A 25,884-nucleotide genomic window follows, 5' to 3' on the forward strand; every position below is an offset into this window, starting at 1 on the left:
CGGAGACAGTCCTGAAAGTAACGATGAGTATGAACGGCCATACTCGCGGCGGTAGGAATGTTATTCCTGGCGGCCGTACGGATTCTACCGCGGCGATGTCCGGCCGTCCGCCGGCCAAAAAAGTCTCGGCCCGCGATCCGCGGTTCCCGCAGGGAACGAACGGATGCGCAGGCCGAGACTGAACCTTCCTTCCGGCGGCCGGCGGCCGTTTACTTCTTGGCTGCCAGATAAGCGTCCAGCTGCTTCTGATATTCCGCCTGCACCTTTTTCACGTCGCCGTACGCCGCCTTTTTAAACTTCGCTAGCCCTTCGTTCGGTTCCGTCACGCCCATCACGATCGGGTCGTAGAACTCGCTGCCCGCGTTCGTCAGCTGCGCCGCCTCGTTCGCGACCGGGCTCGGATCGAACGTGAAGCCAGCCAGAATATCCGGCGTAAAATAGCTCGGATCCCGCTGCCACTTGTTCAGCGCGATCACGTCCTCGGGAAAGCTGGCGTCGATCCGGTCCAGCTTCGGATTCCAGCCCCACGCGAACGGAATGCCCGCATACGGATTCGCCTGGATCGGCTTATACAGCCCGTCGCCCGCCTCTTCCCAGTTCTTGCCTTTGATCCCGTACGCCAGCAAATCGTAATTGTCCTTCTGGTTCAGCCAGTTGAGAAACTGAACGGCGCGCTCCTTGTTCTTGCTGACGACCGGAACCGCGATGAAATTGCCCGCCTTGTAGGTCGAATTCAGCTTCATATCCGGGCTGTACAGCGTGAACGCCTCCGCGGTCGCGCCCGGCACCGATTTTTCCAGCGTGGTGCGGGTGCTGAGGTTGACCCCGAAATCATTGAAGGTGGATACCGCCGCCTTGCCTTTCGCGAACTCCGAATTGCGCAGCGTGAGATCGTCCTTCGCCAGGATGCCGTCCTGGTACAGCTTGTAATTCTGCTCGAACGTGCTCATGATCAGCGGGTCCATGTCGTCGAAAATGTTATAGACTTTGCCGTCGTTTCCTTTCGTGTACAAGCCGGGGTAATTGAGCACGGACGCCAGATTGGCCGTCGGGTCGAGCATCCCGGCCAGCTTCAAGCCGATATGCTCGGCGCCGTTCGGAATATAGGGCGTCAAGCCCGGCTCCTTCTCCTTCACCTTGTACATGAAGTCGATCAGCTCGTCGTATTTGGTGATCGGACCGACGCCGAGCTTCTCCCGAATATCCTTGCGGATGACGAACGTCCACGGACGGATGAAATTCACCTCAAGCGGCACCGCGTACAGCTTCCCGTTCACCTTGTTCGCGTCCATCTGCTCGGCGGAGCGGACGGCCTTGATGTCGGGCCCGTATTGATCGATCAGCGCGTCCAACGGCTCGTAGAGCCCGGCGGCGATATTTTGCACGGGGCTGTTGTCCCAGATCAGATCGTAGTCCTCCGCCGAGGACAGCGAGACCTGGCGCTTCTGGCGGACGTCGGACCAAGGGATGAACACGACGTTCAGCTTCACGTTGAGCGAGCCGGCCATCCGGTTCTCCATCTCCGTCTTGACTTCGTCCCAGTTCGCCGGCGGATCACCGGGAAACATGATTTTGAGCGTCACCGCTTTCGCGGCGGTTCCCTCTCCGGAATCCGGCGTTTGGCCGCTTTCGGCGGGCGGCGTCGTCCCGCCATTGCCGTTGCCGTTGCCGTTGTTGCTGCAGGCGGTCAACGCCGTCGCGAGCACGCACGATGCCAGCACGAATCCTTTTCTACCGAATCTCATAGCCTAGCCCCTCCCCATCGATTCGCCGGACGGCGGTTGCGGCATGCGGCAGGCGAAGCTTCGCGGGGCCGCCGGTCCGGCTCGTGTGTTCGATCATACCCGGCTGCCGGGCATTCGGTACAGTACGGTATTCATCGAACGGTTCGGATCTTGAGGAAGAAGACCGTAGCGATTATGGGAATGAGCCGGGTACGTCCGCGCCATGCTCGGACCGGTCAACGCTCCGGCTTCGCTTGCTCCTGGCGGTATTGACCCGGCGTCATGCCGGTGGCCCGCTTGAACAGCGAGAAAAAGGTGCTTTTCGTTTGAAATCCGGATTGCTCCGTAATATCCGCTACCGTCCAATCGGTCGTCGTAAGCAGGTGAATCGCATATTTGATCCGCTGGTCCGTAATATAGTCGGACAAGGACAGCGCGTAGTGCTCTTTGAAGATTTGCCGGACGTAGTTGACGGACAGGTTGACGTGCTCGGCGATATCGTCGACCGACAGCATCGGATTGTGCAGGTGATTGCGCACGAATTCGACCATTTCGGAGACGAACTCTTCCTTCCGCGCCGAGCCGCTGCGCGGTCGCTCCCGATCCATCATTTGCAGCAGCTCCTGCAGCAGCCAGGCCTTCACTTCGCCGATGGTGGAGAATCGCCCCAGGAACGCATGGATGCTCTTCATGCCTTGCAACGTACCTGCGTTCTTGAAGCTCTTCATAAGCGAATAAATGATATGGGTCAGCTGCAGCTTGCATTCTTCGTAGCCAAGCCCCTGCATATGCCGGGTAAGGCTGTCCAGATCGGATGCCAGCGCGTCCGCGTTCCGAAGGCGTACGGCATGAATGGCTTGCTTCAGCAGCCGTTCGTCCGGGCCGCTTCCTTCCTCCGCCCGATACCGCTCCAGATCGTCCATGGCGAATACCCGGTCCTCGTCGCTCAGGAAAGCCAGCAGCGTCAATTCGTATACGCGGTCGTAGACCGGTTGGAGATTGGCCCCTTCGTCAAGCGCGGGGCCGACCGCCGCCTGCAGATCCAGCTTGAGCCAGCGCTTGATTTGAGCGCGCACGTCCTTCATCGCTTCCAGGACGCGGCTTTCTTCGTCCGCGGCGGAAGCGGCGATCAGCGCCACGATGTGATCGGAGCCGAAATCGACCGTTTCCGCGGCGAAATCGTGAGTGGCCAGCACCTCCGCCATCATGTTCCCGAGCGCGTATCGCAGCAGCTTGCGCGACGCGAAATCGTAGCTTTCCGTGAACCTGCCGTACGATTCCAGACGGATCACCGCGATACGGAATGCACCTTCCCGAAGAATCCCGGTCTGATGCCGGATATACTGCGCCGCCGGGCCGGAAGCTTTGGAGCCGAGGATCCATTGCCGCAAGAGATCGTCCTTGATCAGCGCCTTGCTGCTCTTCAGGGAGATATCCTGCTGTTCGAGCCGGCCGACCAGCGTATCGAAGCGGGAATCGAGCCAGGCGATCTCGTTGCCGCCATTTCCCGCTTGCGCGGTCGGCTCCTCGGGTCCCAGCTTGGATTGAAGCCGCGCCGTCAAGTCGCTGATCGGCTTCAACCGGCGATACGATTGCCAATACAGAAACAACAGCAGCGCAAAGACAAGGACGACGGAAGCGGCGATGATGTCGAAGCGGATGCGATCGATTTTGGCTTGCCATGCCGAGATCGGCGACAGCAAGTATACCTTCCAGCCTTCGATCGGCAATTCCGCCGTTTGGATCGACCAGGTGCCTCCGCCGCCGGTCCATTTCCGGCTCGGCGCGTCCGATGCGGGCCGCTCGGCCTTCGCCAGCGCCGACGCCAGCTCCGCGTCCGCATTGCCGAGAATGAACGCACGGTCCGCGTTCTCGACGATCAGCTTGTTCTGGTCCCGCCCGGAGATTTGGAGCATATGCTCGTTCAGCAGCGGCTTGCTGAAGAGGATCGATACGTACCCGCTGTAATTCCGGTTCGGCCCGGCTGCTGCCGGCACGACAAGCGCGAGATACGATTTGCCCTGAACGGCATGATCGAAGAACTGCAGGTACGGCGTCGTCCCTTCGTTTTGGATCGCGTCGACCATCGCGGGGTCGAAGTAATCTTGCAGCGTATAGAGACCGGCATCCGACGAGGCGTAGATTTGATTCATCTTGAAATTGAACAAGCTGATGCTTTGGATAAACGGCTCGCTGTTCGCGAATTCCCTCACGCTGGCGGCCGCCTTGTACAACGACAACGGGGAATACCGGTCCGGGGTCATGTTCAGCCAGAGCGCGATGTTTTCTTCCGAATACACCCGAAGCGCGAACTGGCGCAGTTTTTGCAGCGTGAATTCCGACGTTTGCACGACCTGCTGCATTTTGTCCCGATTGGACGCGTCGATTTCGTTCATCGTGCTTTGCACGAACAACCGGCTTAAGTACATCGTGAACGCCAGGGTAAGGACGCAAACGGCCATGCAGGCGTATAAAAACAGGCGGACATACGTCTTCCTCGGCAGCACCCGGCTCCACATTCCGATCTCCCCCCCGCTTCCGCGCTTCCGTTCGATGACGGATAACCGCCCGACCTTGTCCACTATGAAATTTATTCCAATCGCGGGGGTTCTATTACCTCGCGACGCGCGCGGCAGCCTTTCCGCCGATGCGTCGGTTCGCCCCGGCTTCGGATCCCGGCCAAGACTGCAGGCAGACGCAACAAAAAAAGACCGCTCAACGCGATCTCTTGGATTAGCGATACAGGATGAGAGCAGTCTCGCCAGGCCTACTGCTTTTTGCCCCGTTTGCTTGCTTCGCGATAATATACGGCCTTCTGGACGATGGCGATGACGGCGAGGACGATGATGGGCAGCGGCGTAAACGCGTACAAAAAGGAATAGAGGACGAAGAACAGAATGCCGCCGATGATCAGCCGATCGACAGCCTTGAAGGAACTGTAGGCGGACCGGTAGACGATGAATCGCTCCGCTTCATCCAGCTTGTCGAACAGCTCGCGCTGCGCGGTTCTCGAGCGCATATCGATCGAGCGATCCGGAAACAGACGGTTATAACGGCGAATGACGATGGCTTGCAGGAGGACCGCTGCCAAGACGAACGCGACGGCGCTTAGCAGGTTCGCGATCAGGAAGGCTTCTTGACCGCTGGCCTGTGCTTCCCTGCTGGCGAGATAGGCGAAGCAAAGCGCGAACCACAGAAAGGCCGTCATCAGATTGAACGCGCTGATCTTGAGCAGCTTGCCGACCGCAAGCTCGCTCGCAGGCGGTTCTTCCTCCTCCGGCATCGGGGTTTCGTCGCCCGGCTTGGAAGATAACCGCGCGATTCCGGCGATGCTCCATATCGTGAAGAGGAGGCACGCGATGCCGATGATCCCGAAGATCATATCGTAATCGTACACGAACCCGGGCCTAAAGGTTACATGGTCGGGACGCGGAATCGAATCGCTGGTCAGCACAAACCCGCCAACGCCTCCGACGGCCATCATGAATAGCAAGTAAAGCACGGATAGTTTGTTCGATTTATGGTTCATGGTGCTCCCCTTCCCCCTCCAGGTAAAAGATTGACTCCACTTGCGCGCGAAAGACGGCCGCGATCTTCAAACACATGACGATCGAAGGCGCGTAATCCCCTCTTTCGATCAGGGCAATCGTTTGCCGGGACGCGCCGATCAATTGGGCGAGGTCGTTCTGCGACAGTCGGTCGCGGGCCCTAAGCTCCCGGACGCGGTTGCGTAATTCACCCACCGTATCACCTCCACATTGGAATTATACATAATCATAGTCAATTTGCATATGATCATATACAAAATGACTATGATGATGTACGAACACGTCATCCTCCTCAAGCGATAACATGAAAAAGAGCCGCGCTGCGCGCGGCTCTTCCGTCTCCTGCAATCGATTTATGCCTGTACGCTTACGCAAAGAACCGTCTTAGCTCTTGCGCCACCAATTCCGGCTTTCCGCCTCGATTGGCATTGCCGACGTCGCACGCCCCGCCGTGATCGAGTCCGGGCATTTCCACCCGTGCGGCCCGGGGCAGCGCATGCTCCAAAGCATCGAGCGCGGGCTTCAGGTACGGCAAGCCTTTGCTGCCTCCCAGCAGCAGCGTTTCGGTGCTCAAGGACTTGAACCGGTCCAGCTTTCCGGTCATTTCCGCCAGCAGCCGCCCGTCATAATGGAGCGTCGGAGCCAGCATGCGCATCGTGACGTCGCCCGCCTTTGCTTTCTTGTCCTCCGCCGCCATCATCTTATTCGTCATGGACTCGAGCAGCCGCCGAGGGATGGCGTTCAGCACCGCCCCGCCGAGCCGCAGGCCTTTCAAGCACGTGACGAGCGCGGCGGCCGTCTTGCCCCGGGCCATCTCTTCGTCGTAACGGGCCAACCATTCCGTCCGCTTCGCGTCCATCAGCAGCGCGGGTTCGTAGAGGGCAACCTTGCGTATCGCCGGCAAGGCGAGCGCCGCTTCGAGGGCGATGAGACCGCCCGAGCTGATCCCGAAGACATAGCGGGCACCCGTTTGCTGAAGCAGCGCCTCCACGTCTTCGACTTCCTTCCGGATTCCGTACGGCTCGCCGAAGGGTCCGCTGAGACCGCGTCCCCGGCGATCGGGCACGTAGACCGTGAACGCGTCGGCCAGCCGCTCCGCGAGCGTCATGAAGTGCTGCGAAGACAAATTGGCCCCGTGAATCACCACCAAGCCCGGTCCCCGACCGAATTGCCGATAACCGATGGGGGTGCCGTCACCGGATCGGACAGTACCGAGCGTAAAGGTCTTCTGTTCCGTCGCCGTCGCAGGGGATTGCATAACGGTTGCATTCATCCTTCCAAACGCCTCCTTAGAAGTTGCCCTTTTATTGAACCGCGTCGATCATTTCCCGGCCATGTTACTGCGAACCGCGGAGCCGCTCCGCTACTTCGCGCAGCCATTCTTCATTCCAGGACAGTTCGCCCGAGCGGAAGTCATCGATCACGGCGCGCAGCCACTCCAGCTCGGCGCCCGCTACGGCACGGCCGTATTCCGCCTCCAGCATGAACACCCGGGGAACGGTCTCCTTGTACCGCAGGAGCTGCGCATCCATGCGTTGGACGGCTTCTTGAAGCGCGGCTTCCCTCTTCTCGAATTGACGCAGAACGTCACCGGGCTCCAGCAGCGTGAGAAACGAGACGGCCGCGGGAAAATCCGGAAATTCCCGCGATTGGGTCGCGAGCATCTCCCGCAGCCATTCCTTCGATGCCTCGCTTCCTGCCTCGGTCAATTCGTACATGGTTCGGTCGGGGCGCCCGCCTTCGCTTAAGGTGCCTTGAACGGAAATGAGCCCCTCTCTGAGCAGCCGGTCGATGGTTTGATAAATACCGGTACGCTGACGGACGTTGATGACCTCATCCTTTCCTCTTTCTTTGATCAGCTGCTGCATTCTGTAAGGGTGCATGGGTTCTTCGGCTAACTGGGCGAGCACCGCTAAAGCCAGCGGCGATCGCTGCGGTTTGTTGGGTTTGTTCTTCATAGTCATAATATTACTATTTATATTATGGCTATGTCAATGGTTTCCAGCGAAATATCCCTATCCGCTCCAAAGCGATTTTTTATGTACCGGAACCCAACCTGAGCGATCGTGCTTCCGGACGGTACGAAGACGCCCCTAAGCGCGAAGAAAGGCAGCCGATCCATTCCGGACGGCTGCCTGAAGCGGCAAAAGAAAAACCGCTCAAACGCGGTTTTCGCATGGCGCGGATGTTCTCGTCCCGTTGCCGTTAAGCCGAGCGCACGCGCTTTAACGTTTTGCAAATTAAAACGTATTATATACGTTTTCGCATTCCTCGCCGGTCGGTTCATAGAAACAGTGCTTCTTCCATCGTCCCGCGAACGGCTGATCATACCATGTCGGCGGACACGGCCCGGGATTCTCGAACGAACCCGGACGGAAATACCAGAGGGAGAATTTGGCCGGCCAATTCCGCTCCCCGTTCACGGCGCGCTGCGCCAGACGGCGCTCCCTGTCTCTCGCGCCTTGATAATACAACCCATGCTGCAGCGCTTCGAACGCATGCGGCTGATTGATCATTTGAGGAATCGTGCGAATGCCTTTAAAATCGGAGCAATTCCCTCTTATCCGGTTAATGCCGACATTTCCGACCAGAAGCATGCCCATCTCGCCTTCGGTCTCGGCTTCGGCCCGAAGCAACCTCGCCAGCATATCGATGTCCTGTTTCCGGGCTTTTACGACTGCCATTGCCTCACCTCTTTAGATTTCTAGACTCATCATATTGTAGGCGAAGCGGAAGTGTGACACCGGCGGAATCGAGAGCGGCCGTAAACCGCCCATTTTCGACGCGGCTTGCTCATGGGAGCCGCTCGCCGTCGCCCGCCGATGCGGGCACTTCCTCCGGCAGCTCGCCGAACGTCATGCCGGGCACGTTGCGCGGTTTGTATTCGATGACGTCGGAGGAATAGATGGACACGTACAATTTGCCGGGCACCGCCAGCGCGCGGATCAGGATCGGTTGATTGTATTGGTTCTCGAAGGCGAAGTCGGGCCCGTTCCAGCTGACCGTCGCGTCGCGGCCCGAGCGCACGTACGGCACGCTCCGGCTGTGCGAATAGCGCTTCACGATCTGCAGCCCCGCACGGTCGCTCGCATTGAACAGCGTGGAGGAAACCTGGCATATCCCGCCGCCGATGCCCTCGGATAATTCGCCTCTCACGATGACGGGCGCCTCCAAATACCCTTTTTCCCTCGTGCGCTCGCCGACGACTTTGTTGAACGAGAAGGTCTCCCCCGGAAAAATGACCGTATTGTTGATCGCCTGCGCCGCCAGCCGGATGTTATGCGAACGGTTCTTGTTGCGGCTGTTGTAATACGTGGCGTAGTGGCCGATGGGCTTCTCCTTGATTTCCGCCAGCAGCTCGCGATCCACCCGCGGATAGACGGGAGCAAGCGGCGCATCGATCGCGGATGCCCCCGTGCCGTAGAAGTACGCATAGAACTTCTCGGTAAACTGCGCCTGGTCGAGCCGGTAGCCGAGCTGTTCGGCTACGATTCCGCCGTGATCGCCGATGATCGCGTTGCGGGGCGCTTCATAGCTTCGCCGCTTTAACTGCTCGACAAGCCGGTCGAACTTGTCCAAGTCCACCATGGTGAACCCGGGCGACGCGTAGTCGGCGCGATGAATCACGACGGCGTTCTGCCCGCGGAGCCCCACGGATAACTGTTCGTCGGGCTGCCCGTCGTCGATGCCCGGCTGCAAGAGCCGCATAAGGCCCGTAATCCATAACCATTTCATAAGGCGTTCTCCACTTCGTCGATTGTTCTAACTGCCATCGGGAAGTTCTGCGGCGATCCCGCTTAGCCGCGCTTATCGCGCACGGCCGCGATGCGGAAGCCCGGACCTATCCCCATTTTTAGGACGTATTCTGCCCTCGAATCGGAAAGCTATGCCTCATCGACAAAAGCAGCCGATCGATTGATCGGCTGCGATTATGGCTCCGTTGGGCGTTCGCGGCAGTCCTTGCGCGTCTAAGCGACGGTCACGATCACGGGCTGATGCTTTGTAAGGATGATCGTATGCTCATGCTGGGCCACGAAGCTATTGTCGGGCACGCCCATCGTCCATCCGTCCTGCCGTTCGACGGCATAACCGGCGCCGGTGGATAAGAACGGCTCGATCGTAATGACCATGCCTTCTTTCAGGACGCGCTTATCATGCTTGTTATAATAGGGAAGAATTTCTTGAGGAGCCTCGTGCAGGGATCGGCCGATCCCGTGACTGCACAGATTCTTAATCACGTTATAGCCGCCCTTTTGCGCCTCGCTTTGAATCATCCTGCCGATTTCGTTCAATTTCACGCCGTGCCTGAGGGAAGCAATCACCTTCATCATCGTATCGTGCGCGTATTGGCAGAGGCGCGTTAATGCCGGATCGTACGGAGCCAATGGAAACGAGTGCCCCGCATCCGCGAAATACCCGCCAAGCTCGGCCGAGACGTCGATGTTGATTAAATCGCCCGGTTGAATTTTGCGGTCCCCCGGTATGCCATGGGCGATTTCATGGTTTACGCTGATGCACGTATGACCGGGAAATTGATACGTTGATCTCGGCGCGGACACGGCTCCATGCTGATCCAAGATCTGCCCTCCGATTGCATCCAATTCCCGCGTCGTCATTCCCGGACGTACGCGTCGTTTCATTTCGCGTATCGTCATGGCCACGATTTTGCCGATTTCCTTCAGACCGTCCACGTCGTTTTGAGATCCGATCGTCACCGCATTGTCCTCCGTTTGTTCGAGATAACGCCATTTTATCACAAAGGGGAGGTCCTCCGTTATCCCGGCCGTTACCGAACCCGTAAATCGGGATCGTGACCGCCTGCATGAAGGGGAACGCGGTGAATACCCAGCCTTACAGCGAAAACCCCCGAGCGCCCGCGATACTTGGCATCTCGAGCGTGGCGCCTGCGCTCGCGTTCTCATTCATTGAGATACAGATCGACCTTGTTCTGAATCAGCTTGGCGACGTCCTCCGCCGATTTCTGGCCCTTGAAGAAGGATTCGCCCTCTTCGGAGACGATCTCGCCGACCCGGGACCGTTTGCCGACCGCGTGAACCGCGCCCGTCAAGTAGTCGCCGAACTGGTCGAGCAGCGCTCCGTCGGCTTTGACGGTCATGCCGTCGGCGGGACCGTTCGGCAAGGTGCTGAGCGTCCCCGCCTTGCGAAACTGCTCGGCCTGCTTGTCGTAGGCGACCCGGCTGATCGGGAAGCCGGCAAAGGAGATATCGCTGATCGAGTAGCTGGAGGCGGTGTTATCCGCGGGAACGGTCGCCGCCTCCTCGGCCGCGAGGAAGGCGATGAACTTCCAGGCTTGCGCCTTGAAGGGCGAGCCGGCGTTGATGCCGACGGTCTGGTTCGCCTGGAAGTAGCCCCCCGCTCCCAGCTCCGGCGCATGCGGCTTCGCATAGAGCTTGGCATGTCCGTCGAAGGAATCCATGGAAAACAAATAATCGGCCATCGACTGAATGGGGATCTCTTGGAAGTAGGTGTCGATCGATCCTTTGCCGACGCCGCGATCGACCTGCTTGGCGATCCCTTCGTCGAACATCGTCTTGATCCGCTGCAGCATGCCCGTGAACGCCGGCGAATCGAACTTCGCTTTACGGCTTGCCTCATCGACGTACAGGGGGTAATTCTCGCCGAACATCTCGTCGAGCATGTACGCCATGCTGCTGAGAAGCACCGTCTTATTGCCGCCCTTCTGCGTCAGCTGCTTCGCGATCTCCGAGAAGTCGTCCCATGTCCAGTTCTTGTCGTCGATCTGCAAGCCGGTCTTCTGAATCGCGTCCGAGTCGCCGATGAGTCCGTTCAGATAGAAGGAGAGCGGCATGGCGTACAGCCCTCCGCCGATCTCGCTGTTGTCCAGCACGTTGGCGAAATAATCGGCCTTGTCGAACGAGGCGTCCTGCTTCATCATGTCGTTCAGATCGACGAGCAGATGCCGGTTGGCGTATTTGTCCGTCGGCAGCAGGTCCAGCTCGAGCAGATCGGGGCCTTTGCCCGCGAGCATCGCCGCGTTGGTCGTCGTCACGTATTTCTCGATATTCGCTTCCTGGGAATCGATATCCTTGAATTCGGTCTGGGTATACGTCAGCTCGATCGTCGTATTCGGATGCAGCGATTCGTACTTCTTCACGGATGCCTTCAGCTGCGCGCTCGGATTGACCGTGGCGAAGACGAGCTTCACCGGACCGGACGGCTCGCCGCCGCCTTCCTTCTGCCCCCCGTCCCCGTCGTTCGCAGCCTTCGCGGGGACTTGTCCGCTTCCTTCCTTCACGTCTCCTCCTCCGGCGTTATTCCCGGCGCCTTGACCGGTCGTGGAAGGCGTGCCGCCGCCTGCGTGATTGCCGGCGCACGCGGAGAGCGCGAGCACGATCAGACCGAGCGCGATGAACAATCCCTTACCCTTCATCGTAAAACCCCTTTCCGGGAGCAAGCTTGCGCGCATCGCGCGGTTGTCCCGCTTAACAATATAAGGCAGGGATGTGACCAAAACTTCGCCGACTTGTAATCAAAATGTCGCGATATTCCGAAGGCGATCGCATAAAAAAAACAACACCTCGAAGAGATGTTGTTTGCCGGCGCCTATTCTTGGATGCGAAGAATGATTTTACCGGTATTTTGATTCTTTTCCATCCTCGCATGGGCTTCGTTCGCTTGGTCCCGCGCCCATACGGTGTCGACGATCGGCTTCAGGCGTCCGTCCGCAAAACGCGGCATCGCGAAGCGGGCGAACTGCTCGGTGAGCTTGATCTTGGCCGATACCGGTTGGGAACGCAGCGCCGTGCCGATGACCTGCAGCCGTTTCCGCAGCATGAAGCCCAGATCGAGCTCGCTTACTTTGCTTCCGCCCATCGTACCGATCACGATCAATTTGCCGTCCGTCGCAAGCGACGCCATATTTTGCTGCCAATACGGGGCGCCGATGAAATCCATGATGAGGTTCGCGCCGCGGCCATCGGTTGCTTCTTGCACGGCTTGGACGAACGGGCCCGCGGTGTAATCGATCGCCAGACCGGCGCCGAGCGCCAGACACGCGTCGCGCTTCTCCCGCGTGCCGGCGGTGACGATCGATGCGGCGCCCGCCTCGCGCACGAGCTGAATGGCCGCGGTACCGACCCCGCTTGCTCCCGCATGGATCAATACGTCATGGCCCTCCCGCAAGCCTCCGAGCACGAACAGATTCAGATAAGCGGTTAGGAATACTTCCGGAATCGCGGCCGCTTGTTCGAACGACAAATGGTCCGGAATCCGCATCGCCATGCCGGCCGGGATGGCGACCCGTTCCGCGTACCCGCCTCCCGGCAGCAGCCCGAACACGCGGTCTCCCGGCTCCCAGCCCTTCACGTCGGCGCCGGCTTTTTCGACAACCCCCGCCATTTCGAGCCCCAAGATCTCGGACGCGCCCGGCGGAGGCGGGTACAACCCGCGTTTTTGCAGCAGGTCCGCCCGATTGAGGGCGGTCGCTTTGACGGAGACGAGCAGCTCGCCGGCGGACACGGACGGCTCGCCGGCTTCTCCGAGGTACAGCTGCTTCGTTTGATCGTCTACAAGAATGGCTTTCATGGTTATCCTCCTTCGCGTCTTGCCAGGGCAATGATTACGCTGGCAGGAATGAACGGTCATCGCGTATGACGGTCGTGTTATCCCCCGGAGCGGCGGCATCTATTCGAAAGAAATCGGCAAAACGACTTCCACCACCGTCCCTTTCTCCACCTTGCTTTCGATGCGCATCGTCCCCCGATGATTTTGAACGATCCGCATGGATACCATCAATCCGAGCCCCGTTCCCGTTTCCTTCGTCGTATAAAACGGGTTGCCGATCTTCGTGATTTCCTCCTGCGGGATGCCGTACCCCGCGTCTTGGATTCGAATGGTCAGGTGATCGTGCGTTCGTTTGGCGGTTATGGTCACTTCTCCGCCGGCGGGCATGGATTCGATGGCATTCTTCAGCACGTTGATAAAGACTTGATTGATGCTGCTTTGACACAGAATAAGCGGAATATCGGGATCCAGCTCCTTCTTGATTTGCACGTTGTACAGGTTTGCCTGCCCTTCGAATAATCGCGTCACGTGATTGAATATCGACGCTACGTCCCGCAGCTCATAGACCTCGTTGGAAGGTTTCGCCAGCACCAATAGCTCGCTCACGATTTCGTTAATGCGATCGATTTCCGCCAGCATGACATCGTTGCGCGGTTTTTTTGTGCCCTCAAGATCCTCTTTCCGGTACAACTGCACAAATCCGCGCAGGCTGGTCAAGGGATTTCGAATTTCATGGGCGATCCCGGCCGCGAGTTCGCCGATGACGGACAGCTTCTCCGATCTGCGGATTAATGCTTCGGCATGCACCCGTTCCGTAATATCGCGCCCCATGCTGATCACGTGTTGAATGTCGCCCGCCGCGTTCCTTATTTTTTTGGAATGCGCTTCTTGCCAGATATAATGGCCGTTCTTATGCCGAAGACGATAGACGAAGATCCGACTATCCGCTTGATCCGTATTCCCCCGCCTTAGCCAGCCGCCTTTCCGATCTTCCGGATGCCAATACTCATAGGCATATTGCCCGATCAGTTCTTCCGGCTCATAGCCGAGCTGGCCTCGGATGGCGGGCGAGACATAGGAAATCATTCCTTCGGGCGTTAAACGCAAAATCACGTCTTGCGAATGTTCGGATATCAGGTTGTGCAGCTCTTCGATCTTCTTGAACTCTTCTTCCTTCCTTTTTTGTTCGGTGATATCGATGAGATGGGCAATGAATAGGTCATCCCCGGCGATTCCCTGGAAATTCCTTTCTACCGTCACGCGCAGATCACCCCACGCGACGGACCCGGATTGATGCACATATCGTTTTTCGAGCCGATACCCATCCCTTTCGCCCCGTACCAATTGACGCCATAAACGCCGATCCGCCTCTAAATCGTCAGGATGGGTGCCGGAGGAAACGCCAAGCTTGATTAATTCGCTCTCGTTATAGCCTAACATACGGCATAAAGACGGGTTGGTCATCAACACGCTGCCATCCGCGGCCAATAAAGCCATTCCGATCGGAGAGGTCTCGAATGCACGTATGAACAGACTGTGATCCTTGATATGAGATCCCATTTTATCCTCCAGCTTGAGGCGTTTAGCTCCTAAAAAGGATGAACCTAATAAAGCATTATAACAGCAATATTCAGTTATACCTATAACGGAATCGTATGGATTATTCAAGGTTGTTTAACGGAAGCCGCCCTGCCTGGCGGGATGGTAGCTTGCCTATGTTCCCCAGCGCAAACAGGCTGCCTGAATGCGGCGGCCCGCGCCTTCCATGTTGTATCAAAAACGTCAAGAAAGTCACATTATATCGCTGCTTCTCCGCCCCGCTTCGTATACACTAGACGTGCTTCCCGTTCATGGCATCATGGTCGACCAGCGAGCATTCGACTTCGGAAAGGAGGCGAACTTGCGCAACCGTTCGGCGATTATCCATCTCGAATAGGAGGAATTGACATGACCAACAGGTTGAAGCCTGCGTTTCAGCTCTTCATGGCGGCCGTCATGGCGGCCGTGCTGTTCATCGCTTTCGGCAACGATGCCAACGCCAAATCGCTCTCCTTCACCGCTTCCGACGATGCCTGGATGTGGGGCACGACGTTCATGGGCAGCTCCGCGACGAGCTTGTCCGTCTACGGCTCGCAGGATAAGAAAGCGTATTTGAAGTTCTCGGCCGGAGGCGCGGGCACGATTCAGGACGCGATCCTGAAGGTAACCTGCGTCGCCGGCGGGACGGCAACGGTGGGCGCTTACGCGGGAACGGGCAACACCACGTGGACGGAGTCCAGCCTGGCCTGGAATAATCAGCCCGCCGTCGGCACGCTGCTGGATGCCAAAAACACGACCTTCGTTGCCGGCACGACGTATTCGTTCCGCGTGAACGCGCTCGTCACGGCGAACGGCACGTACTCGGTCGTTTTGAAGGCCACGGCCGGAAGCGAGGTCGCTTTCGCGTCCAAGGAAGGCGCCAACGCGCCGCAGCTGATCGTCTCCGACGGCACGACGCCGGTCTCGGCCGAAGGCCCGAGCCTGGCCGGCTATACGCTCTACAAAGACTATTCGTTCGGCACCTCGCGCAACGTGAACAGCCTGGCCGCCCTCTCGACCAATTTCAATGCCTACGGCATCGCGGGCACGACGGTCATCAACAGCGAATGGCAGCGCTACCAGCCGATCAATGCGACGAATCACGCGCTGACCGCCAATTCGCTCGACTTGACGGCCGTCGCGAATCTTGGCGGCGTCTATGACGGCGGCATCAGCAGCGGGCAGATTACCACGAAGGAGACGTTCTATCCATCGAACGGCAAGACGTACGTCTTCCAGCTGCGCGCCAAGATCCCGAACGGCGTCGGCACCTGGCCGGCCTTCTGGATGTACTCGCCCGGCGGAACGGGCTCGACCGCGTCCGAAATCGACATCTTCGAATTCTTCAACTCCCCGACGCAGAACCACTACGACTGGACCGGCTACGATCACGGCTCCGGCGTCGGCGACAATTACTACAACATCATGACGAATCAATGGGTCTGGCATCCGGGCACCGACTTCTCGGCCGATTACCATACGTACTCGCTCGTCTGGCAGGAAGGCGAAATCCAGAAGTGGGTCGACGGCACGATGGTCAAAGGCTCCAACTTCGCTTGGTTCGGCCCTGCGCCGCAAGTGCTGATCAACCTGGCGATCGGCGGCAGCCCGAACAGCAATCCGACCGCCGCCTCGTTCCCGGCGAAGTTCAGCCTCGATTATTTCCGGGTCTACGTAAAGAATTAATTCCTGCTCCGAAGGGAAAAGAAAAAGGATGAAGCGGCGTTCGCTTCATCCTTTTTTAATTCCGTTCGATGAACGGAACGAACCATATGAATCGCTTGAACGCTGCCGCTCAAACGACGAACGGCACGCCGGTTAATCGCTCGCTCAACGTCCACAGCCGTTCGGCGTCCTCGTCGTTCACGGCCCGTTCGTATACCCCGGGCGTGAAAGGCGCGGACGTTAGGACGGCGATGTCCCCGTTCTCGCAATAGACGCCGCCCTTTCCGTCGAGCTGCGCATGAACCGCGCACCACACCAATGTGGCCGCGCCTTCTTCGATCGTCTTGAATTCGTCGTCGTACGTTAATAAGACGCGCTCTCCCCGCTCGTTCAACGCGCTGATGCCCCGCAATTCGTCCTCGGTCATGTAACGGCTCAAATTCGTGATGATCGTGCCCGGATGAGCGGCGAAGGCGCGTACGCCATGCCGTTCTCCGCGCTTGTCCATCGCCACCGCGAACAAGGCGTTCGCCGTCTTCGATTGCGCGTACGCAGCCCACCGCTCGTAGTCCCGCGCCGTGAAGTTGGGGTCTTCGAAGTCAAAGCCGCCGAGCTGATGCCCGCGGGACGAGACCGATACGATCCTGGCGCCTCCCGCCTTCTTCAGCGCCGGCCACAACCGCGCGGCCAGCTGAAAGTGGCCCAGATGGTTCGTCGCAAGCTGGCTTTCGTAGCCCCGGGAATCGCGCATCGGCGGCGTCGCCATAATGCCCGCGGAATGGATAAGAATATGCAGCGGACGGCCGCCGGCGAGGAATCGCTCGGCAAACGCGTCGATGGAGCCGGGGTCCATGAGCTCCAACCGCTCCAGCTCTACGCCCGGAATGCCGCTTAAGGCGGCCTGCGCTTTTGCCGGCGTACGGGCGGGCACGATAACCGTCGCGCCGGCTGAAGCAAGCGCCTTGACGGCTTCCAGCCCAAGCCCGGCATAGCCCCCCGTCACGATCGCGACTTTACCGGTCAAATCCCGGCCGTCCAGGGCTTCCTTGGCCGTCGTTCGAGGCCCGAATCCCGTATGAAGCGGCGTCTGGCGCGCAAGAGGATTTCGATTCGTCATGAGCGCGGCCTCCCGTTATTCTTCCCATCTGGAATGAAGCACGTGATGGCAAAAGTTAGGACGCTGGTAGCCCGGCAGGAGCAATTCGCAGATGTCGGCGTTAATCGTGCCGTACGTCGTCTCCGGTTTATGCCTGAAGCCTTCCAAGAAGGCGTTCAGAATGTTCTGTTTAAAATGGTTGCGCGGGAACGCTTGTACGATTTGCTGGCGAACGTCGTCCGAAATGAGATCGAAGTCCTTCCCGACGACGTCGTAGGCGACGCCGAAATTCATGAGCGCCGCTTCGGCTTCTTTATACTCGACGATGCCGATCGACGTGTGCAGGGCCACGGCATCCCACACCAGCCGGACCGATTCCTCCGGAACGCCGCGGCTTCGCAGGAAATCGCGCGCGGCATTCGCGCCGTCGACTTCGAAACGCTTGTCCGGGCTGCGGAACGCGGGCGTCAATCCCAAATCGTGGAAGAGGGAACTGATATAAAGCAATTCCGGGTCGTACTTCGTCTGCTGCAGGTTGCCTTGAAGCGACGCGAACACGAATACCCGGTTCGAATGGTTCCACAGCAGATCGTCGCCGTGCTCGCGCAAGAGTTCGGCCGCTTCGACGGCCAGCTTGCTGTCGGGAATTTTAATGTCTGCGATTGACGTTGTCATGATTCATAACCTCCTAAGATGTCGTTAAACCCATACTAGGGGTTCCGCGATCGGCGATCAATGGGGGCCTTTCTATGAGGATGATCGATCGCATGCATGATCCCCTGCATCCCTCCAGCGTCCCCTTTATCTGGAGCGGCTATGCTTGAGTCGCCTCGCGCCGGTTCCCTCCGATGCGGAAGTTAATCGCGGTTGACAATCAAGTTGCCGTCCCTTGGATTGATGATTGCAACTCATTCAGTTATAATCCATTTCGTTATTCGCTTCCCGCGCTCTTTAGGCGTAAAAGCAACCTGCGACTATGGTAAGATAAACGGGAGACGGTACGATTTAAAGAACGAAAGGAATTTCAATGAGCGACAAAATCATGGTTATCGAAGACGAAAAAAAATCGCGGAGGCCATCGCCTATGCGCTGCAACGAGAAGGCTATCTCGTCGAAGTCGTCCATCGCGGAGACGCGGCCCTCGACAGATTGCCGCTCTTCAAACCCGAAAGGAATCATAGAACCGAATGACGCCGACCTGCCCGCTGCCGATTCGCAACGGGGCAAAGTAATAGAACGAGTCGTTCTCGATCAGATAGGCGGTTTTGCCGCGGAGCGCGAGGTCCAGCGTCTGCCGGATGCCGTCCGACGCCGCGAGCGCCGGATTCGAGAAGAAATACGCGGAATCGCAAGGCGGCTCGATCGCGCTCGTCCGCACCGATTCGGAAGGCACCTTGTTCCGCCTCGTTTTCCCTGCCTATGGAACCTCGGCTTCGTAAGGCGCGCAAAAGCCGGCCCGTCCGCCGCCTGCGAGGGCGACGGACGGGCCGGCTTCATGCGGCCGCGGTTAACGCCGCAAGGAATAATCGATGTCGACGATGCCGCTCCGGTACGGCTTCCCGTTCCATTCCGCATAGACGAGACGCTCGCCGGAAGGACTCCACGCGCTGGTGACCGGTTCGACGTCGACGGCGATCCGGGTGGACTTGTCGGCCAGCATATCGTACAGATAGAGACCTTTGACGGCCGCGCCGCTCGCGTCGGCTTTCAGGCCGTAGGCGATGACGCGTTGATCCGGCGACCACGAGATGCCGCTCGACTCCGTCCCCTCGGCGATCGTCCGCTGGACTTTCCCGCTCTTGTCGCAGAGCTTGAGGGTCGTTCGGGAGCCGTTGACTTGCAGCACCAGCAGCTGGCGGCCGTCCGGCGAAGGCAGGACGTTCGTCACGTTGTCGAGGTTCAAGCCCGACGTCTCCTTGGTCGCGACGTTCAGCGCCTTGAGCGACGCATCGGATTGCGTGTTGTAATAGAGCGTGTCTCCGATCTTCTCCACGATATGCAAGCCCGTCTCATCCAGCTGGCCGACCGCCGTGATCCGGCCGTCCAAGGTCGCGAGATACGCGCCTCCGCCATACGCCGTCCCTACGATCGTCGCGGAGTCGGCCCATTTGGCGCTGGCGGCTCCTCCGATCGGCGCTCCGGTCAACCGGAACGTGTCCTTGGTCTCCATATTCATGACCGCGTAGACGGGATCGCCGAGCGAATACTCGGCATAGATCAAGTGCTTCTTGTCGGGCGACAGTACGGCCCCGCCCAAGTACGTATCCTTCTGCTGCTTCAGCAACGCGTACTCGCGCGTATCGAGGTCATACAGATATAGACTTCGGGGATACGAATCCGCGAGCTCCGCCAGGGACATCTTCCCCAAGGCTTCGTTTTCCTTCGAGACGATAATCGTGTGCTCATCCACCCAATCCATGATTTCCGCCTGATCCAAGCGGACGATATTTTCGACGGACACGCCGGGCTCTCCCGCCGGGCTGCCGGCATCGTTGACGACGGTTATTTTCGGTTCGTTCCCTCCTCCCGCGCAAGCCGTGAACAGGCAGGCGGCGGCCAGCACCGGGATAAGTTTCATTGCGGTCATCATTCGAATCATGTCATTCTCTCCTTTTTATCTGTGATTCCCGTTTTCGTGTCAATCGTCGTTCCTAGCACCCTCGATCGATCACATGAACACTGTAACAAATCATTGTTCCAAAAATAGAAACGATTGTTTCGAAGTTGTAAATAAACGTGTCGGGATTGTTGCACGCGGCGCCCAAGCATTAACAATAGCCGGTCAGGAATGACCGGCTGCTTTGGCGGTATGTATCGCGATTGGCTCAGTTCCAGAAATATTGCATCTTCCTATACCCGACGTCCCACATCGTTTCGCTTCCTTCGATGGTTATGGCAAGCACGCTGCCCGGTTCAAGCGGCATCTCGAACATCGCCGGGAACAGGTCCGGATAGCGGCGTTGATCCTCTCCCGAGCCGGTCAACACCTCGCGTCCATCGACGGTAACCCGGATGCTTCCGGTACCCTCCGATGGGTCGGGAAGCCCGTAAAGCAAGGAGAAATCAGCTTCTCCTTGCACGCATACGTGTACGTTTTCGTACGTTTGCCTACGACGTGATACAGATTATAACGGGGATCGACGATTTGACCGTTTATTTGGAAGCGATTCGGTTTAAGGCCCGGGGCCGGAAACGGCGGTCGCCGCAATCGCGCGCCAACCGTTTTTTGAGCGTGCGCCGAGCTTATACGCGCCGAAGCCGACCGCGGCGCCAAGCGAATTTTGGATGGCGTCGTTGACGTCGAAGCTGCCGAGCAGCGTCAGCGCCTGCACGGTTTCGCAGACGAGAATGAACGCGATGAATAAGGCGATAAATCGGACAAAGCGGACTCGGAATACCAACGGAATCAGAATGCCGTACGGAATGAAGGCTGCGACGTTGCAAAAATCAACCAACGCCATCAGCGTCGGATGCAGCGGTTCCGTCAGACTTGGCAGCTTATAAAAGCTGTCGGGCATCCCGATGAAGGTGTAGCCGGCGGTTTGCCCGGCGCTTCTTCTGCCGAAAGCAAGAAACAAAAAATAAAGCATTGCCAGGGTATAGAGGATAATGAGGGTGAAAAGGAATTTGCGCTGCCGTGACATGATGAATTCCTCTCTGCTCCGAAATCCGGTCGCATTCCCTTCCGATAACCTAATCGAGACTAGCGGCGCTGTCAATTCCGCCGCGAAAAAGGGCCGCAACAGGTCGCTTAGCGCGCCTGTCGCGGCCCTCGGCCCGTACGCCGGCCGCAGCGGATCCGAGCGTGCGATCAGAGCGTACACTCAATCGGCATCCCTTTCGAGTCGATCCAATTGATTCATTAATGCGTTTAAACTTTCGGCGACCGTAGCATGGGCCGTATCGATAACAAGGCGTTCCCGATCCCAAGCCTCGTAGCGTCGTGCCCTGACCTGCTCCCATGTGGGCAGCGCAAAGCCGGGAATATCGGTTTCGCGAGACTCGACTCGATGCCGATGTACGGACGCGTCGGAGCAGATCACTTCGATCTCCGCATACGGCTGATCAAGCGACTCTGCCACGCTGCGCCAAGCCTGGCGGGTGATGTGGATCGGATTGACCGTATCGGCAACCACGTCGAGCCCGAGACGCAGATTTTGCCGCGCTACCGCATAACACACGTTGTAGCCCTCGGGTCCTTCGACGCTGATGCCGGTCTCCCGCAGGCATGCTCCACGACATCGACCCGAAGATAGACAGCCCCAAGCGCTCTGGCAAGCGCCGAAGATAACGTGGACTTCCCGGTGCCCGGCAGCCCGCTGAATAGATATAGCATGAACCTCGCCTCCTTTCCTATAATCTTCGATCCTTGCGTTTGCCTTGCCGTTTTTTCCTCAAGGCTTGATCCATTCATACCGAATATCTTTCAACTGCTCTTCGTTTTCGCGTCCTCTTCCCACGATCCGAAATCCGTTCCGTTCATAAAATCGCCGGGCCTTCCGATTGACTTCGAACGTGTATAAACAGAGCCGTTCTTCCGCTTGCTGCTTGGCCAGGTCGAGAAGCGTCTTCCCGATCCCTCTCCCCTGATGCTCCGGATGGACGTAGAGCTGGTTCACCCAATTCGGATTGCAGGCAAGGATGCCTGCCACTTGCTCACCGGACGATTCAATGGCAAGCAGCACTTTATTCGTCGCGACGAGGATATGATTCAGAAAGTAAACATGGTCGTCAAAGGAATGGATCGCTTCCTGCCCGATTGCCCGCTGCTTGCTCGCTCGCCACATCGCAACCGTCGGCATCGCGTAAGACGGATCATAGTCAATGATGCAGATTCCCAATCGAATGAACTCCTTCGGTTTTGGCTTGGTTACGATTCATTATAGCAACGACATCAGTATGAGTTCACGCCCCGACATAATATTGCGCCTGCGCATTCCAGAGCTCGGCGTATTTGCCGCTCCGGTCGGCGATGAGCTCGTCATGGGAGCCGCGTTGAATCAGCCGGCCCTCGTGAAACACGGCGATGTCGTGGCAGAACCGGCAGGACGAGAGCCGGTGCGAGACGAAGATAGCCGATTTGCCGCCGATGAGCTTATTGAAGCGCGAATAAATCTCGAACTCCGCGATCGGATCCAGCGCCGCCGTCGGTTCGTCCAGGATGACGAACGGCGCGTTCTTGTACAACGCTCTCGCGAGCGCGATCTTCTGCGCCTCGCCTCCCGAAATCTCCACGCCCTCGTCGGAATAATCCTTGTGCAAGTAAGTATGCAGCCCTTGAGGCAGTTTCTTCAGCTTGTCGCCAAGCCCCGCCATGACGAGCGATGCCTCCGCCGCTGCGGCGTCGTAGCGCTCGGAGGCGGAGACGTTGTGGCCGAGCGAGAAGGCGTACAGCTTAAAGTCTTGAAACACGACGCTGAACGCGCCCATATACGCCGCATAGTCGTAATCCCGAATGTCCACGCCGTTTAACGTAATTACGCCTTCCGTCGGTTCATAGAGCCGGCACAGGAGCTTGATCATCGTCGTCTTGCCGCTGCCGTTCAGCCCCACGACGGCCAGCCGTTCGCCGATCGTCAGCGTCATGCTGAGATGCTTGATGGCGTAGTCGTCGGACCCGGGGTACTTGAACGACACGCCGCGAAACTCGAATTCCAGTCCTTCTTGCGGAATCGGCCGGCTGCCCTTGCTTTGCCGCAGGTGGTCCGGCAGGTCGAGGTAATCGAACGCGAGGCTGAGATACGGATTGTTCGTCATATAATTGCCGAGCACCGAGACCAGTTTGGCCAGCGCGCCGACGGCGCCCGTCACCGCGCCGATATATTGCACCACGCTGCCCAAGGGAAACATGCCGTAGAGCGCGCGCAGCCCGATGAAGAGATAGACGCAGCCGCCCAGCACGGCATTCATCGCCGCCGACAAGGCGTTGTTCTTGCCGAACAAGTCGAAGATCCGGTACCAGAACTCCGCGCCGACCGATTGATTGTAGTGATCCTCGATCGCCTGCGCCTGCTTATAGAGGCGAATGTCCTTGGCGGCGTTTTTGGACTGCATGTATTCGTTGAAGAAATGCACGTACGTATTCGACTTCGGATTTTCCTCGAACACCTTCTTTTGAATCCGCTCCTCCCGCTTCTTCAGCGCATAGGTGAAAGGAAGGTTGAGCAGGATCAGAAGAATCAGCAAGCCGGTGGCGAGCGGAGAGGTGATAAACGCGTGCTCGAAGGAAGAAGCGACGGTAAACATCCCGAAACACAGAAGGATCGATCCCGCCAGTTCGAACAGGGCTTGCAGCAGCTCCGGCAGACTATAGTGCAGGCGCAGGATCCCGAGGCCGTTGCCGTTCGTCTTGGCTTCGATATCCGCCAACCGTTCGTTATTCCTTGCATCCTCCACTTGATCGTAATTCAGCTCCATATAGCGCTTGCCCAGGAAAAAGTAGAACCGCGTCCACAACGTGCTGTTCAAGGTCGTGATCCGGCGCGTCGCCGCGGCCTGGATCGCCGAACCGGCAAATGCCAATCCGACGGCAAGCGCGGCATACAGCGCGATGCGCCCGGCGTCGCGCCCGCCGGCCAGCTCGTTGATGATCCGGGCGGACAAGTAGAGCACCGTCAACGGCTGAACCGCCTTAATGAAAGACGAGACGACGGTCAGCGGGATGTAGGCGGGCGTCAAGCGATGAACAATGCCGTATCCGCGGCGCAGATTATGCCAGATGGAACGCTTCTTCATGGTCGGCAACCTCCCCGTCCTTATAATAGTGAGCCTGCACGCGGAACATCTCGGCATACTTCCCGCCGGCGCGCATCAGCTCGTCGTGGGTGCCGCACTCGGCGATGCGGCCGCCGTCCATGAGCAGAATCCGGTCGCAGAATCGCGTGCTCGCCAGCCGGTGGGAAATATAAATCGAGGTACGGCCCGCGGTCAGCTCGGCGTAACGCTGGTAGATCTCGCTCTCGGCGATGGGGTCGAGCGCGGCCGTGGGTTCGTCCAAGATGATGACCGGCGCGTCTTTATACAGCGCGCGCGCCAGCGCCAGCTTCTGCTTCTCGCCGCCGGAGAGCTCGATGGCGTCGGCGTGGACCCGGCGGACGAGCAGCGTCGATGCCCCCTTCTCCAGCCCGCTTACCTTCTCCATCAATCCGGCCATGACCAGGCTTTTCGCTACGTTCGCGTCATCCGTCCGATCCGGGGGCTGCTGCGAGACATTGCCGGCGATATCGCAGCAGAAGAGATGAATATCCTGGAATACCGTCGAGAAGAGCGTAAAATACGCGTCCCGGTTGTAGCGCGTCACGTCGACGCCGCCGAGCGCGATCTCGCCGCGCGTAGGCCGATAAAGGCCGCATAAAAGCTTGATCAACGTCGTCTTCCCCGCTCCGTTCGCCCCGACGATGGCGATGCGCTCGCCCGGCTCGATCGCCAGATCGATGCCGCTAAGCGTCGGTTTCCCGGCATCCGGATAGGTATAGCCGACGTTGCTCAGCGTAATCGCGGGAGGCAGCCGATCGCCGGACGGCAGTTCGTGGCCGGCACCGGTATTGGAAAGATCGGGAACATCCAGGTAGCCGCGGATGTCCGACATCTCGCTTAACGCGCGCATCAGGTCGCTGGAGCTCGTCAAGATCCCCGACAACCAGCCCGCGAACGCGCCGATGGCGGCAAAGACGAGCACGAAATTGCCCAGGGTCATCTCGCCGTTCATCACCAAATAGATCAGAAACGCATACGCGGCGCCGTCGCGGAGCAAGCTGAGCGCCGCATCCGCCAGCTGAGCCTTCATATCGCCCGTCGCGACCTTGCGCTCTTGTTCGGTGCAGGTCCCGAGCACGTTGTGAAAGAGGCCGCGAATTAAACGGCTTAGGTCGTAGAGCCGCACGTCTTTGCCGCCGGACGGCTCCTTCGAGGCCTGCTGGAGATATCGGAGCCGGCCTTGCAGCTTGGACCGCTCTTCCCGCGTGTTCCGCTCGATCTTGCGGGCGCGAGACAGCGCAAGCCAGTTGATGCCGGCCGAAACGGCGAGCAGGAGCAGGATAAGGGGATGAACCGAACCGATCACCGTTCCGTAGGCCAGCAAACCGAGCACGTTCATCAAGAGCTGCGACAGGTTCCGCGGTATGTTGGAGGCAGGCGAGTGATTGCTTTGCATGGCGCGCCACGCCTTCTCTCCCAGCTTCGCGTATCCCGGGCTTTCCAGCACCTCGTAGTCCATGTGCAGATGCTTGTGCATGATGGTTTGAAGATGCTTCAAAATGCTGATCGTCCCGACGGATTCATGGGTGATGAGGTCGGCGTAGCTTTTCGCCCCGCTCAGCGCGGCCAGCAGAAGCGCCAGGCCGCCGACCGACAGGATAAACGCGCTTGGCGCGACGCCTTCCGTCAGGTTGTCGATGACGATTTTGGGCATCAGGATGCTGACGAAGGGAAACCCGACGCCGACAAGCGCCGAGACCGCGCAGCACATCAGCGTCAGCGGTCTTGCCCGCCAGTGCAGCCGCATGGAATACAGGATGTTCGACCATGCGGAGTACGTCCTTTTTGTGGGTGTGGACACGCTAAAACCTCCTTCTAAAATTTAGGAGAAACACAATGTCGACATTCAGCATAGCACACGCGGCCAATGCCAACCTATCAAGCGCTGGTTGAGCGCGGCTATTCAACCGGCGGTAGAATGAGGAAAGGCCGCGGGAGCCAGGATCCATCGCTCACGACAAAACACCCCGAA

At 58.5% G+C, this 25,884-nt stretch carries 24 protein-coding genes; 1 reads left to right on the plus strand and 23 read right to left on the minus strand.

Annotated features, from left to right (window positions below):
- Positions 1-209: 209 nt before the first annotated feature.
- From BMZ79_RS21105 to BMZ79_RS21165, 12 genes are all read right to left on the minus strand, one after another.
- Positions 210-1,745 (minus strand): DUF3502 domain-containing protein, encoded by a 1,536-nt coding sequence (locus BMZ79_RS21105; RefSeq protein ID WP_090643414.1) that lies wholly within the window; start codon positions 1,743-1,745, stop codon positions 210-212.
- A 215-nt stretch (positions 1,746-1,960) separates the two neighbouring features.
- A complete protein-coding gene (locus BMZ79_RS21110) occupies positions 1,961-4,243 on the minus strand; it encodes an AraC family transcriptional regulator (protein WP_090643619.1) in 2,283 nt (760 codons plus the stop codon).
- A 248-nt stretch (positions 4,244-4,491) separates the two neighbouring features.
- Positions 4,492-5,253, minus strand: coding sequence for a DUF3169 family protein (locus BMZ79_RS21115; RefSeq protein WP_090643417.1), 762 nt, complete (start codon positions 5,251-5,253; stop codon positions 4,492-4,494).
- Entirely contained in the window at positions 5,243-5,467 is a 225-nt protein-coding gene (locus BMZ79_RS21120; protein WP_090643420.1) for a helix-turn-helix transcriptional regulator, read from the minus strand. Before BMZ79_RS21120 ends, BMZ79_RS21115 begins: the two co-directional genes overlap by 11 nt.
- 172 nt (positions 5,468-5,639) lie before the next feature.
- Positions 5,640-6,545 carry an alpha/beta fold hydrolase gene (locus BMZ79_RS21125; RefSeq protein WP_090643422.1) on the minus strand — a complete coding sequence of 302 codons (906 nt, stop codon included), beginning with the start codon at positions 6,543-6,545 and terminating at the stop codon, positions 5,640-5,642.
- Between the two features lie 64 nt (positions 6,546-6,609).
- Positions 6,610-7,230: a PadR family transcriptional regulator gene (locus BMZ79_RS21130; protein ID WP_256252929.1), complete on the minus strand. Its 621-nt coding sequence runs from the start codon at positions 7,228-7,230 to the stop codon at positions 6,610-6,612.
- A gap of 282 nt (positions 7,231-7,512) precedes the next feature.
- The gene (locus BMZ79_RS21140) at positions 7,513-7,956 is read right to left on the minus strand and encodes a cell wall hydrolase (protein WP_090643430.1); all 444 of its coding nucleotides are present in this window, start codon (positions 7,954-7,956) and stop codon (positions 7,513-7,515) included.
- Positions 7,957-8,065: 109 nt separating this feature from the next.
- On the minus strand, positions 8,066-9,007 hold the full coding sequence (locus tag BMZ79_RS21145; protein WP_090643433.1) for a VanW family protein: 942 nt from the start codon (positions 9,005-9,007) through the stop codon (positions 8,066-8,068).
- 233 nt (positions 9,008-9,240) lie between these two features.
- Positions 9,241-9,987: a type I methionyl aminopeptidase gene (map, locus tag BMZ79_RS21150; RefSeq protein WP_090643622.1), complete on the minus strand. Its 747-nt coding sequence runs from the start codon at positions 9,985-9,987 to the stop codon at positions 9,241-9,243.
- A gap of 203 nt (positions 9,988-10,190) precedes the next feature.
- Positions 10,191-11,684 carry an ABC transporter substrate-binding protein gene (locus BMZ79_RS21155; RefSeq protein WP_177222250.1) on the minus strand — a complete coding sequence of 498 codons (1,494 nt, stop codon included), beginning with the start codon at positions 11,682-11,684 and terminating at the stop codon, positions 10,191-10,193.
- A 173-nt stretch (positions 11,685-11,857) separates the two neighbouring features.
- Positions 11,858-12,838: an NAD(P)H-quinone oxidoreductase gene (locus BMZ79_RS21160; protein ID WP_090643438.1), complete on the minus strand. Its 981-nt coding sequence runs from the start codon at positions 12,836-12,838 to the stop codon at positions 11,858-11,860.
- Positions 12,839-12,937: 99 nt separating this feature from the next.
- A complete protein-coding gene (locus BMZ79_RS21165; RefSeq protein ID WP_090643440.1) occupies positions 12,938-14,377 on the minus strand; it encodes a PAS domain S-box protein in 1,440 nt (479 codons plus the stop codon).
- Positions 14,378-14,764: 387 nt separating this feature from the next.
- Here BMZ79_RS21165 and BMZ79_RS21170 point away from each other — a divergent pair, with 387 nt between their 5' ends.
- Positions 14,765-16,081, plus strand: coding sequence for a glycoside hydrolase family 16 protein (locus BMZ79_RS21170; protein ID WP_177222251.1), 1,317 nt, complete (start codon positions 14,765-14,767; stop codon positions 16,079-16,081).
- Positions 16,082-16,190: 109 nt separating this feature from the next.
- On the opposite strand, the gene BMZ79_RS21175 is transcribed toward BMZ79_RS21170, so the two are convergent.
- The 11 genes from BMZ79_RS21175 to BMZ79_RS21215 all read right to left on the minus strand — a co-directional run bounded on the left by BMZ79_RS21175 (position 16,191) and on the right by BMZ79_RS21215 (position 25,713).
- Positions 16,191-17,177 carry an SDR family NAD(P)-dependent oxidoreductase gene (locus tag BMZ79_RS21175; RefSeq protein ID WP_090643446.1) on the minus strand — a complete coding sequence of 329 codons (987 nt, stop codon included), beginning with the start codon at positions 17,175-17,177 and terminating at the stop codon, positions 16,191-16,193.
- Between the two features lie 15 nt (positions 17,178-17,192).
- The gene (locus tag BMZ79_RS21180) at positions 17,193-17,831 is read right to left on the minus strand and encodes an HD domain-containing protein (RefSeq protein WP_090643448.1); all 639 of its coding nucleotides are present in this window, start codon (positions 17,829-17,831) and stop codon (positions 17,193-17,195) included.
- A gap of 484 nt (positions 17,832-18,315) precedes the next feature.
- Positions 18,316-18,549: a hypothetical protein gene (locus tag BMZ79_RS21185; protein ID WP_090643451.1), complete on the minus strand. Its 234-nt coding sequence runs from the start codon at positions 18,547-18,549 to the stop codon at positions 18,316-18,318.
- Positions 18,550-18,663: 114 nt separating this feature from the next.
- Positions 18,664-19,734 (minus strand): TolB-like translocation protein, encoded by a 1,071-nt coding sequence (locus tag BMZ79_RS21190; RefSeq protein WP_218154748.1) that lies wholly within the window; start codon positions 19,732-19,734, stop codon positions 18,664-18,666.
- Positions 19,735-19,981: 247 nt separating this feature from the next.
- Positions 19,982-20,212, minus strand: coding sequence for a hypothetical protein (locus BMZ79_RS35620; RefSeq protein WP_371263759.1), 231 nt, complete (start codon positions 20,210-20,212; stop codon positions 19,982-19,984).
- Between the two features lie 117 nt (positions 20,213-20,329).
- Positions 20,330-20,800, minus strand: coding sequence for a VanZ family protein (locus BMZ79_RS35625; protein ID WP_371263760.1), 471 nt, complete (start codon positions 20,798-20,800; stop codon positions 20,330-20,332).
- 180 nt (positions 20,801-20,980) lie between these two features.
- Complete coding sequence (locus BMZ79_RS21200) at positions 20,981-21,337, minus strand: P-loop nucleotide/nucleoside kinase family protein (RefSeq protein ID WP_256252930.1); 357 nt, start codon at positions 21,335-21,337, stop codon at positions 20,981-20,983.
- Positions 21,322-21,570, minus strand: a complete 249-nt coding sequence (locus BMZ79_RS35215) for a P-loop nucleotide/nucleoside kinase family protein (protein ID WP_371263761.1) — start codon at positions 21,568-21,570, stop codon at positions 21,322-21,324. Before BMZ79_RS35215 ends, BMZ79_RS21200 begins: the two co-directional genes overlap by 16 nt.
- Positions 21,551-21,958 (minus strand): GNAT family N-acetyltransferase, encoded by a 408-nt coding sequence (locus tag BMZ79_RS21205; protein WP_090643624.1) that lies wholly within the window; start codon positions 21,956-21,958, stop codon positions 21,551-21,553. Before BMZ79_RS21205 ends, BMZ79_RS35215 begins: the two co-directional genes overlap by 20 nt.
- A 103-nt stretch (positions 21,959-22,061) precedes the next feature.
- A complete protein-coding gene (locus BMZ79_RS21210; protein ID WP_177222252.1) occupies positions 22,062-23,891 on the minus strand; it encodes an ABC transporter ATP-binding protein in 1,830 nt (609 codons plus the stop codon).
- A complete protein-coding gene (locus tag BMZ79_RS21215) occupies positions 23,866-25,713 on the minus strand; it encodes an ABC transporter ATP-binding protein (RefSeq protein ID WP_143089016.1) in 1,848 nt (615 codons plus the stop codon). Before BMZ79_RS21215 ends, BMZ79_RS21210 begins: the two co-directional genes overlap by 26 nt.
- Positions 25,714-25,884: the final 171 nt, after the last annotated feature.

It is taken from the genome of Paenibacillus sp. UNC496MF, from assembly GCF_900113915.1.
GTDB lineage: Bacteria > Bacillota > Bacilli > Paenibacillales > Paenibacillaceae > Paenibacillus_Z > Paenibacillus_Z artemisiicola.

What these genes read in the sequence shown, in the direction of transcription:
- BMZ79_RS21105 (WP_090643414.1), bottom strand. Translation starts at nt 1,745, where the DNA reads ATGAGATTCGGTAGAAAAGGATTCGTGCTGGCATCGTGCGTGCTCGCG.
- BMZ79_RS21110 (WP_090643619.1), bottom strand. Translation starts at nt 4,243, where the DNA reads ATGTGGAGCCGGGTGCTGCCGAGGAAGACGTATGTCCGCCTGTTTTTA.
- BMZ79_RS21115 (WP_090643417.1), bottom strand. Translation starts at nt 5,253, where the DNA reads ATGAACCATAAATCGAACAAACTATCCGTGCTTTACTTGCTATTCATG.
- BMZ79_RS21125 (WP_090643422.1), bottom strand. Translation starts at nt 6,545, where the DNA reads ATGAATGCAACCGTTATGCAATCCCCTGCGACGGCGACGGAACAGAAG.
- BMZ79_RS21130 (WP_256252929.1), bottom strand. Translation starts at nt 7,230, where the DNA reads ATGAAGAACAAACCCAACAAACCGCAGCGATCGCCGCTGGCTTTAGCG.
- BMZ79_RS21140 (WP_090643430.1), bottom strand. Translation starts at nt 7,956, where the DNA reads ATGGCAGTCGTAAAAGCCCGGAAACAGGACATCGATATGCTGGCGAGG.
- BMZ79_RS21145 (WP_090643433.1), bottom strand. Translation starts at nt 9,007, where the DNA reads ATGAAATGGTTATGGATTACGGGCCTTATGCGGCTCTTGCAGCCGGGC.
- BMZ79_RS21155 (WP_177222250.1), bottom strand. Translation starts at nt 11,684, where the DNA reads ATGAAGGGTAAGGGATTGTTCATCGCGCTCGGTCTGATCGTGCTCGCG.
- BMZ79_RS21160 (WP_090643438.1), bottom strand. Translation starts at nt 12,838, where the DNA reads ATGAAAGCCATTCTTGTAGACGATCAAACGAAGCAGCTGTACCTCGGA.
- BMZ79_RS21165 (WP_090643440.1), bottom strand. Translation starts at nt 14,377, where the DNA reads ATGGGATCTCATATCAAGGATCACAGTCTGTTCATACGTGCATTCGAG.
- BMZ79_RS21170 (WP_177222251.1), top strand. Translation starts at nt 14,765, where the DNA reads ATGACCAACAGGTTGAAGCCTGCGTTTCAGCTCTTCATGGCGGCCGTC.
- BMZ79_RS21175 (WP_090643446.1), bottom strand. Translation starts at nt 17,177, where the DNA reads ATGACGAATCGAAATCCTCTTGCGCGCCAGACGCCGCTTCATACGGGA.
- BMZ79_RS21180 (WP_090643448.1), bottom strand. Translation starts at nt 17,831, where the DNA reads ATGACAACGTCAATCGCAGACATTAAAATTCCCGACAGCAAGCTGGCC.
- BMZ79_RS21190 (WP_218154748.1), bottom strand. Translation starts at nt 19,734, where the DNA reads ATGAAACTTATCCCGGTGCTGGCCGCCGCCTGCCTGTTCACGGCTTGC.
- BMZ79_RS35625 (WP_371263760.1), bottom strand. Translation starts at nt 20,800, where the DNA reads ATGTCACGGCAGCGCAAATTCCTTTTCACCCTCATTATCCTCTATACC.
- BMZ79_RS35215 (WP_371263761.1), bottom strand. Translation starts at nt 21,570, where the DNA reads ATGAATGGATCAAGCCTTGAGGAAAAAACGGCAAGGCAAACGCAAGGA.
- BMZ79_RS21205 (WP_090643624.1), bottom strand. Translation starts at nt 21,958, where the DNA reads ATGCCGACGGTTGCGATGTGGCGAGCGAGCAAGCAGCGGGCAATCGGG.
- BMZ79_RS21210 (WP_177222252.1), bottom strand. Translation starts at nt 23,891, where the DNA reads ATGAAGAAGCGTTCCATCTGGCATAATCTGCGCCGCGGATACGGCATT.